We start from the raw sequence: 8,221 nt of genomic DNA, 5'->3' as shown, positions 1-8,221 counted from the left end.
CAAGGCGCCCGACGTCGTGGTCCTGGACGAGGCGACCGCGCATCTCGACTCGGAGTCGGAGGCGGCGGTTCAGCAGGCGCTCGCGAGCGCGCTGCGTGGCCGCACCTCGCTGGTCATCGCGCACCGCCTCTCCACGGTCCGTGACGCCGACCAGATCCTCGTCGTCGACGGCGGCAGCATCGTCGAGCGCGGTACGCACGCCGAACTGCTCGCCGCCGACGGGCTTTACGCGGATCTCTACCGCACCCAATTCGCCCAGCAGGACACCGGAGCGCAGCAGACGGCGTGACTTTGACCGTGATTGCCGACTGACAGTGCCAGCGCGGCGCAACGGCGTTCAGTGCAACAGCGTTATGCCGAACTCGGCGGCGACGGGGGAGGGGTGCTTGCCCTTCGCCGTGGCGGGCCGACGGGTGACCGGTGACGCGGGGTCGTCGGTAGTCGCGGCGACGCGGTTGAAGTCGATGCGGTCGCCATCGGGCAGGCTGCGCGCCAGTTCCGCGGCGATGGCCGTCCATACGCCCGCCTGCTGCCAGTCGCGCAGCCGCCGCCAGCAGGTCATCCCGGAGCCGAGGCTGAGCTCCTTGGGCAGCCGTTCGAACCCGATGCCGCGCGCGAGCACGATCAGGATGCCGGTGAGCACCGCGCGGTCGTCCAGCGGCTTGCGGCCGGGGTAGCGCCGCCGCCGGATCCGTTCCGGGACGAGCGGCTCGATCCGCTCCCAGACCGCGTCGGTGATCACCGGGTCGGTGCGCGGCGTCGTGACTCGGCGCGGACGCGGCACGCCGGGCAGGCCCGAACCGAGCATCGACGCTCCGATCGCGCTCGGGCTGAGCGGGCTGAGGCCCGCCGGGCCGCGTGGAGCGCGCGGACGCGCCCGCTGCTCCGGACGCGGCTGCGGCAGCGGGGACGGGACGGCCAGTGCGGAGAGGACGGAGGCGCTGGGGACACCGGAAGGCTCTGACACGCTTAGTACAACGGGAGATCGAACGCGGGGTCACGGGTTCGCCGCCCGATTGCGCCGGCGCTTCGGACTTGGCGGGTGCCGCGACCGCGCAGCCGCTGTCCAAACCCCGGCCAAGTCCGAAGGGCCGATTACACTGCCTCCGTGCTGCCCGCAACCGACGACGGATCAGGGTCCGATCCGGATCCGCTGACCGACCCGCTGTGGCCGCTCGGCGACGAGGTGGCCACAGCGCTGGTCGGGCTGCTTGAGATCGAGCTGCGCGGTCGTGGCCTGCGCTGGCGCGTCATCGCGCGCGACCAGGTGGAAGCGGGCCGCACGGGTGCTGCGTGGCCGGGCGTCCGCCTCGATCTGGCCCCGCTGCGCCGCCGGATGCTCGACGGCGCGAAGGCGGACTGGCCCGAACTGGTCGAGCAATATGTCAGTGAGCTGCGAATTGACGGTGACGCAGACGGCGACGCAGACGCCGTGGCCCCCGCCGCGTCCGGAGCATCCCATCCGGCGGGCACGGCAGACGACCTGCTGTGGGACCGGGTACGCGCGTCGCTGCGCGCACGGATCCTGGCAGCCGACGCGTCCATGACCATGACCGGGATGCTTCAGCGTCCCGTCGCGGACGGCCTCGTCGAGGCGGTGATGACGGAACACGGCCACTACCTGCTCCCCGGCGGTGAATTGGTCGCGGCCGGTGACGCAGTCGGATGGGGCGTCACGGAGCACGTTGTCTTCGAGGCCGCGCGGGCGAATGCGCGTGCCGCCGCTCCGTTGGAGGTCGAGCGCTTCACGATCGACGGCGCCGGACTGGTCGCGTTGTTCGGGCCGAGCCACTACACGGCGACGCACGTGCTGTGGCTCTCCGAACACCTGGCCGCGATCCCGGGATACGCCGAAGCCGACGGCGCGCTCGTCGTGCTGCCGCACCGGCACCTGATCGCCGTGCACCCCATCGAATCGGCGGCTGTGGTCGACGCCGCCGGAACGCTGCTGCGCTTCGCCGCGCAGCAGTTCGAGACCTGCCCCGGCCCGATCACCGATCAGCTCTACTGGTGGCACGACGGCGCCCTGCACAGGTTGCCCTCGGACAGTGTCGGCGAGACGCTCCAGGTCTTCCCCAGCGAGAGTTTCGCCGCGTTACTCGACCGGCTCCGTGACGCATCCGGGGACTGACACCGGCTCACGTGCCTCACCCACGGCGCCGCCCTCGGCTCCGTCCGTACCCCCGTCGCCGGCACCGCCTCCACCGACCGCCCCGGCACCAGCAGCCATAGCCGCAGCCGCCTCCAGCGCCGCCACCCGCCGATCCTCGGCCTCGCGCCTGATCAGCAGGAACCACGTCACCGGCATCACCACCGCGAACACCCACCACTGGATCATGTACGCGATGTACATCGTGTTGTCGTACGTCGGGTTCGGCACCGGCGCCGCCGCCGTCGGCCCCGTGTTCGCCGGGACGCTCGAAGCGAGCCGGATCGAGCCGTCGCGCAACGGGTGCGGCACTCGCGACTTGAGGTCGTCGGTCGCCGTGATCAGCGCGATCTCGTCGGCCGGCAGGCTCGGCGTGTCGTCCCGGATACGCGTGGTCGCCGTCGTCTCGTCAGGCTGGAGCGAGCCGTTCACGGTCACCGTGCCGGACGGCGCCGGGGGGAACGGCGGCAGCGTGGTCGCCCCGCCGGTGGTCGCCTCGGTGACCCAGCCCTGATTCACCAGCACCGCCGTGCCGTCCGCCAGGACGAGCGGCGTGACCACGTACCAGCCCGGCTGCTCGTTCTGCGAGCGGTTGCGCACCATGAACTGGTGCGCGGTGTCGTAGCGGCCGGTGGCCGAGACCATCTTCCACTGCTGATCCTGCCCGACGAGGTGCCCGTTCGGGTCGACCGAGTCGAGCGGCACCGGATTCGCGGCCAGCGCACTGAGCACGACGCCCTGGGCGCGGGCGCGATCGTGCCACAGGTCCCGCTGCCACTGCCCGAGCCCGATGAAGGCCGGGATCAGGACGAACCAGGTCAGCGCGTGGAATCCCAGCCACTTGGGCGAGAGGACGAAGCGGTACCACTGCACCGCTCGACGGTACAACCTCGTCCCCGGCCGCGTTTCACCGACCCCGCCGGCTGCAACCATTTCGGCTCTTCGAACTTGACCGTGGCCTTATAGGCGGCTGTAGGCTCGCCCGCCGCTGCGCGTCGGCCGACCCTGCGCCGCCGGCCACGGTCAAGTTCGAAGAGGGGCCATTTCGCGGTAACTGCACGCATTGATGCTCGTTCCTGATAGGTGTAGATCAGGGGGCGCGCCAGGCGTCCGAAGCGAGAGGAACTACCCATGATCAAAGGGTTCAAAGATTTCATCATGCGCGGCAACGTCGTCGAACTGGCGGTCGCCGTGGTCATGGGCACCGCGTTCGGCGCCATCGTCAACGCCTTGGTCGCGGACATGATCATGCCGCTGATCACCGCGATCTTCGGCAAGCAGGACTACAGCAACCTGGTGTGGACGCTGAACAAGTCACAGATCGCCTACGGCAAGTTCATCACCGCGGTCATCTCGTTCCTGCTGATCGCCTTCGCCGTCTACTTCTTCATCGTGGTGCCGCTCAACCACTTCGAGAAGGCGCGCAAGCGCCGCCGCGGCCTGCCCGAGGAGCCGCCGTCGGAGACCGAGCTCGAACTGCTGTCCCAGATCCGCGACGCCCTCATGAACTCCGGATCCGGTTCGGGATCCGGTTCCGGCCGCCTGTAACGCAGGCGCCGGAACGCCGGTTCGCGGCCGGGAAAACCATTCGAATCTTGTCAGTGCGGGCCAGTAACGTCGCAAGAGTGTCCGAACGAACCCAGCACGCCGAACCCCCGCGAACCGGCACCCCCGGCGAGGTCCTGATCGAGGCCCGCGGCCTGACGAAGCGGTTCACCAAGAAGGGCGCGGAGCCGTTCGTCGCCGTCGCCGGAGTCGACTTCGAGGTGCGCCGCGGCGAGGTCTTCGGCTTTCTCGGGCCGAACGGCGCGGGCAAGAGCACCACGATGCGGATGATCGGCTGCGTCTCGCCGAGCACCGGCGGCAGCCTGCGGATCTTCGGCCTTGAGCCGTCCGCCGCCGGACCGGCGATCCGGGCCAGGCTCGGCGTCGTGCCGCAGGAGGACACCCTCGACACCGAGATGCAGGTGCGCGACAACCTGCACGTCTACGGCCGCTACTTCGGCCTGCCGCGCGCCGTGATCAAGGAGCGCACCGAGCGCCTGCTGGACTTCGTGCAACTGGCCGACCGCGGCTCGGACAAGGTCGAACCGCTGTCCGGCGGCATGAAGAGAAGGCTGACCATCGCCCGCTCGCTGATCAACGAGCCGGAGATCCTCATCCTGGACGAGCCCACCACCGGCCTCGACCCGCAGGCAAGGCACGTGGTGTGGGACCGGCTCTACCGGCTCAAACAGCAGGGCACCACGCTCATCCTGACCACGCACTACATGGACGAGGCCGAGCAACTGTGCGACCGGCTCGTGGTGATGGACAAGGGACGGATCGCCGCCGAGGGCACCCCGCGTGCGTTGATCGAGCGGTATTCCACCCGTGAAGTGCTCGAACTGCGCTTCCCGCTCGACGAGCAGGATCAGGCCGCCGAGAAGCTCGCCGGCGTCGCGGACGGCGTCATCGCCGAAAAGGTCGAGGTGCTGCCCGACCGGGTCCTGGTCTACGCCGACGACGGCGAAACCGCGCTCCAGGCCGTACGCGCCCGCGGACTCGAACCTATGACAGCCCTCGTACGCCGCTCGACGCTGGAAGACGTGTTCCTCACCCTGACTGGCCGCACGCTAGTCGACTAACCGACACCCCCGCACACAGCAACCGGCCAGTCGGCCAACCGGCACCAACCAACCAACCGGCCAACCAACCGCCCCGCCGCCCCCCTCGCGACGCACCGACACTCGACGGCGAACAACAGCTACGAACCACGGCCAACGACGATGACTGGTGAACCGAGATGACCGCGATCGAGTCCCCGAGCGTCGCCGGCCCCACCCCGCGCCCGACCGGCGAGCCCGGAGCCGCCCGGCTCGGCTACCGGCAGTTCCGCTACTGGGTCACCTACTCGCGCCGCACCTGGCGCGGCACCGTGCTGTCCGCGATCGTCGGCCCCGCGCTGTACCTGACGGCCATGGGTCTCGGTCTCGGCACCCTCGTCGACCACGGTTCCGGACTGCCCGGCGGCGTGCGTTACCTCGACTTCGTCGCCCCCGGCGTGCTCGCGGCGAACGCGATGACGAACGCGTTCGGCGAAGGCACGTACCCGGTGCTCGGCAGCATCAAGTGGTTCGGCAACTACCGTGCCGCCGTCAACACACCGCAGCGCCCTGAGGACGTGATCGCCGGGCACGCCGTGCTCGCTCTGGTCCGGATCGCCGCGATCAGCGGGATCTTCTTCGCGTTCATGAGCGGCTTCGGCACGCTGCACTCCGCGTGGGGCATCCTGGCCTGGCCCGCCGCGGTGCTCACCGGCGCGGCGTTCCTGCTGCCGATCATGGCCTACGTCATCACCCTGGACAGCGACCAGAAACTCAACACCCTGTTCCGGTTCGTGATGACGCCGCTGTTCCTGTTCTCCGGCACCTTCTTCCCGTGGCGGCAACTGCCGGGCTGGGCGCACCCGATCGCGTACGCCACCCCGCTGTGGCACGGGGTCGAGCTGTGCCGTTCGCTGACCCTCGGTACCGCCGGCTGGTTCATGTCCCTGGTGCACACGACATACCTGATCGCCTTCGCCCTCGGCGGCTATGCCGTCGCCCGAGTCACCTACCGCCGCCGGCTCTACAGCTGAGACGAGAAGAAGGAAAAGAAAGCAAGAACGAAAGGGCTCGGACACCGATGACCACGCTCACCTACGCGCCGCGCGCCATCCCGATCTCGTTCGCGTTCGCGTTCGGGTCCAAGCGTTCGCTGCACTTGATCGAGCGCAACATGCTGGCCTACCGGCGGATGTGGCTGATCCTGCTATCCGGCGTGTTCGAGCCCGTCTTCTACCTACTGTCCATCGGCGTAGGCCTGGGCAAACTGATCCCGAACGTCACCGGCCCCAGCGGCACCCCGGTCACCTACGTCGAGTTCGTCGCCCCTGCACTGCTCGCCACCGCCGCGATGCAGGGCGCTGTATTCGACTCCACCTTCAACATCTTCTTCAAAATCAAATACGGCAAGAACTACGAGGCGATCCTCGCCACCCCACTCGGCGTCGGCGACATCGCCCTCGGCGAGATCGGCTGGGCCCTGATGCGCGGCTCCCTCTATGTGGTGACCTTCCTGGCCGTGGCCGCCAGTTTCGGCGCCACGCGCTCCTGGTGGACGCTGCTGGCGCTGCCCTCAGCAGTCCTGATCGGCTTCGCATTCGCCGGCCTTGGCATGGCTACTACTACGTTTATGCGCTCCTGGCACCCCATGTTAAAAAGTATGCTTTTCCTATGACGCAGCAGGTAGAACGGCCAATCGCACTCAAGCCGAAGCAAGCAGCCGGGTACGTCCGCATCTCCAACGACCCGAACGGCACGGAGCGCGGCGTAACCCGTCAGATCGAGGACATCCATGAGCGCGCCGCTCACCTTGGCTGGACAGTCGTCGAGATCTACATCGAGAACGACACCAGCGCCTACAAGAAGCACCGCATCGTCCTCCCAGATGGCCGCGTGGTCCGACGTGTGATCCGGCCTGAGTTCAGTCGCATGCTGGAAGACTTCCGCCGCAACCAGATTGACGGGATCATCGTTTGGGATCAGGACAGGCTGTTGCGCCAGCCGCGCGACCTCGAAGACTTGATCGATCTCGTCGAGGTGAACAACCGTCCGGTCATTGGGATCACCAGCACCATCGACCTGATGACCTCCGGCGGCCGGGCTATGGCCCGTGTCATGGCCGCGATGGCGCTCAAGTCGAGTGAGGACACCGCCCGTCGTGTCTCGCGCGCAGCACTGGCCGACGCACGCGACGGCAAGACGAAGAACTTCCCTCGATTCGGCCTCAACGAGGACGGCACACTCAATGAGCGGCAAGCAACGGTTTTACGGTGGGCCGCTAAGTGCCTGTCCGTGATCTCGTTAGGCTGTTCTTGGTAGCGGTCTGGCGAGGCGGCGGTTCATCAGCATGATCATGCTGATGGTGACCATGGCTTCGTGGTTGTCGGTGCGGCGCTCGTAGTCACGGACACAGCGTCGACGCTGACAGATCCATGACAAGGTACGTTCGACGATCCAGCGGCGCGGCAGAATCACGAAGCCGGTCATGTCGTCGGTGCGTCGTACGATCTGCACGCTCACCCTCAAGATCTTCAGGGCGCCCTCGATGAGCCGACCGTAGTCATAGCCGCTGTCGGCCCACACCAGTGTGATCTTGCGGTAGAGCAGGTGCATGCGCTGGAGCAGGAAGAACGCCGCGTCACGGTCCTGCACGTTCGCTCCGGTCACATGCACCAGCAGCAACAGGCCCAGCACGTCGACGGCGACGTGGCGCTTGCGGCCCCCTACCTTCTTCCTTCTTGCCGCTGTCCCAGCCGCGGCTTTCCGCTCCGACGGTCTCGGCGGCCCGCACCGACTGCGAATCGATGATCGCGGCAGTTGGCTCGGCCCGGCGTCCCTCCCGGGCCCGCACTCGGTCGCGCAGTACGTCGTGAACCCGGTCCCACACGCTGTGCTCACGCCACCGGCTGAAGAACCCGAACACCGTGGAACGCGGCGGGAAGTCCACCGGCAACGCCCGCCACGTGCAGCCGTTGTCCGCGACGTAGAAGATCGCATCGATGATCGTTCGACGGCACCACGCCTCCGGCCGCCCACCACCGGACGTCGTACTGGCCGGCGGCGGAAGCAGCGGAGCGATCATCGCCCACTCGTTCTGCCGCAAGTCAGACGGATAACGACGCGGTCGGCCAGTCAGCTCGACAGTACAGTCAACTCCGCACACCCGGCATATCACCCAGGCAGGCCGCAACGAGCTGGCCTGAACGGACGAGTCGATGGCAGACTTCACGACGGCTCCTGGTAGCGCGGCCGGACTAGACAACCGCAGCTCTACCAGGAGCCTCACACGTTCAACAACTTCGTACACTCATACCGCATCCCGAACCCAACAGATCACGGACAGGCACTAAGGGTTCATCGTGAAACAACTACTCGTTTGGCTGTGGAGCAAGTACGTTTTCTGCTATGACTCCCGCCATGGAGGCCCTGGCCCGGCGCTATGAGGCGATCCATCCGCATCTGAACGAGCGCCAGCGCCGGCTATGGC

Annotated in this window: 9 protein-coding genes and 2 pseudogenes; 7 read left to right on the top strand and 4 right to left on the bottom strand. The window is 67.7% G+C overall.

Annotated features, from left to right (window positions below):
* Positions 1 to 289, top strand: a pseudogene (locus VGS97_RS20615) (ABC transporter ATP-binding protein); the annotation flags it as partial.
* Between the two features lie 48 nt (positions 290 to 337).
* Here VGS97_RS20615 and VGS97_RS29835 read toward each other — a convergent pair.
* Complete coding sequence (locus VGS97_RS29835; RefSeq protein WP_326855241.1) at positions 338 to 967, bottom strand: transposase; 630 nt, start codon at positions 965 to 967, stop codon at positions 338 to 340.
* 141 nt (positions 968 to 1,108) lie between these two features.
* On the opposite strand from VGS97_RS29835, the gene VGS97_RS20605 reads away from it, so the two are divergent.
* On the top strand, positions 1,109 to 2,131 hold the full coding sequence (locus tag VGS97_RS20605) for a hypothetical protein (protein ID WP_326855240.1): 1,023 nt from the start codon (positions 1,109 to 1,111) through the stop codon (positions 2,129 to 2,131).
* On the opposite strand, the gene VGS97_RS20600 is transcribed toward VGS97_RS20605, so the two are convergent.
* Positions 2,096 to 3,022, bottom strand: coding sequence for an SURF1 family protein (locus VGS97_RS20600; RefSeq protein ID WP_326855239.1), 927 nt, complete (start codon positions 3,020 to 3,022; stop codon positions 2,096 to 2,098). The genes VGS97_RS20605 and VGS97_RS20600 overlap by 36 nt on opposite strands.
* Positions 3,023 to 3,280: 258 nt before the next feature.
* Here VGS97_RS20600 and mscL point away from each other — a divergent pair, with 258 nt between their 5' ends.
* From mscL to VGS97_RS20575, 5 genes are all read left to right on the top strand, one after another.
* On the top strand, positions 3,281 to 3,697 hold the full coding sequence (gene mscL, locus VGS97_RS20595; RefSeq protein ID WP_326855238.1) for a large conductance mechanosensitive channel protein MscL: 417 nt from the start codon (positions 3,281 to 3,283) through the stop codon (positions 3,695 to 3,697).
* A gap of 77 nt (positions 3,698 to 3,774) precedes the next feature.
* A complete protein-coding gene (locus tag VGS97_RS20590; protein ID WP_326855237.1) occupies positions 3,775 to 4,776 on the top strand; it encodes an ABC transporter ATP-binding protein in 1,002 nt (333 codons plus the stop codon).
* A gap of 158 nt (positions 4,777 to 4,934) precedes the next feature.
* Positions 4,935 to 5,768 carry an ABC transporter permease gene (locus tag VGS97_RS20585; RefSeq protein WP_326855236.1) on the top strand — a complete coding sequence of 278 codons (834 nt, stop codon included), beginning with the start codon at positions 4,935 to 4,937 and terminating at the stop codon, positions 5,766 to 5,768.
* A 47-nt stretch (positions 5,769 to 5,815) separates the two neighbouring features.
* Complete coding sequence (locus tag VGS97_RS20580) at positions 5,816 to 6,409, top strand: ABC transporter permease (protein WP_326855235.1); 594 nt, start codon at positions 5,816 to 5,818, stop codon at positions 6,407 to 6,409.
* Positions 6,406 to 7,053 (top strand): recombinase family protein, encoded by a 648-nt coding sequence (locus VGS97_RS20575; protein ID WP_326855234.1) that lies wholly within the window; start codon positions 6,406 to 6,408, stop codon positions 7,051 to 7,053. Before VGS97_RS20580 ends, VGS97_RS20575 begins: the two co-directional genes overlap by 4 nt.
* On the opposite strand, the gene VGS97_RS20570 is transcribed toward VGS97_RS20575, so the two are convergent.
* Entirely contained in the window at positions 7,036 to 7,731 is a 696-nt protein-coding gene (locus VGS97_RS20570; protein ID WP_326855243.1) for a transposase, read from the bottom strand. The two genes, VGS97_RS20575 and VGS97_RS20570, sit on opposite strands and share 18 nt — an antisense overlap.
* Positions 7,664 to 7,816 (bottom strand): annotated as a pseudogene (locus tag VGS97_RS29630) (transposase); the annotation flags it as partial. The pseudogene VGS97_RS29630 and the gene VGS97_RS20570, both read right to left, overlap by 68 nt.
* Between the last annotated feature and the right edge of the window lie 405 nt (positions 7,817 to 8,221).

It is taken from the genome of Actinocrinis sp. (assembly GCF_035946395.1).
GTDB lineage: Bacteria > Actinomycetota > Actinomycetes > Streptomycetales > Catenulisporaceae > Actinocrinis.
Note: the sequence above shows the minus strand (reverse complement) of the source record. Positions and strands in the feature narration are given on the sequence as shown.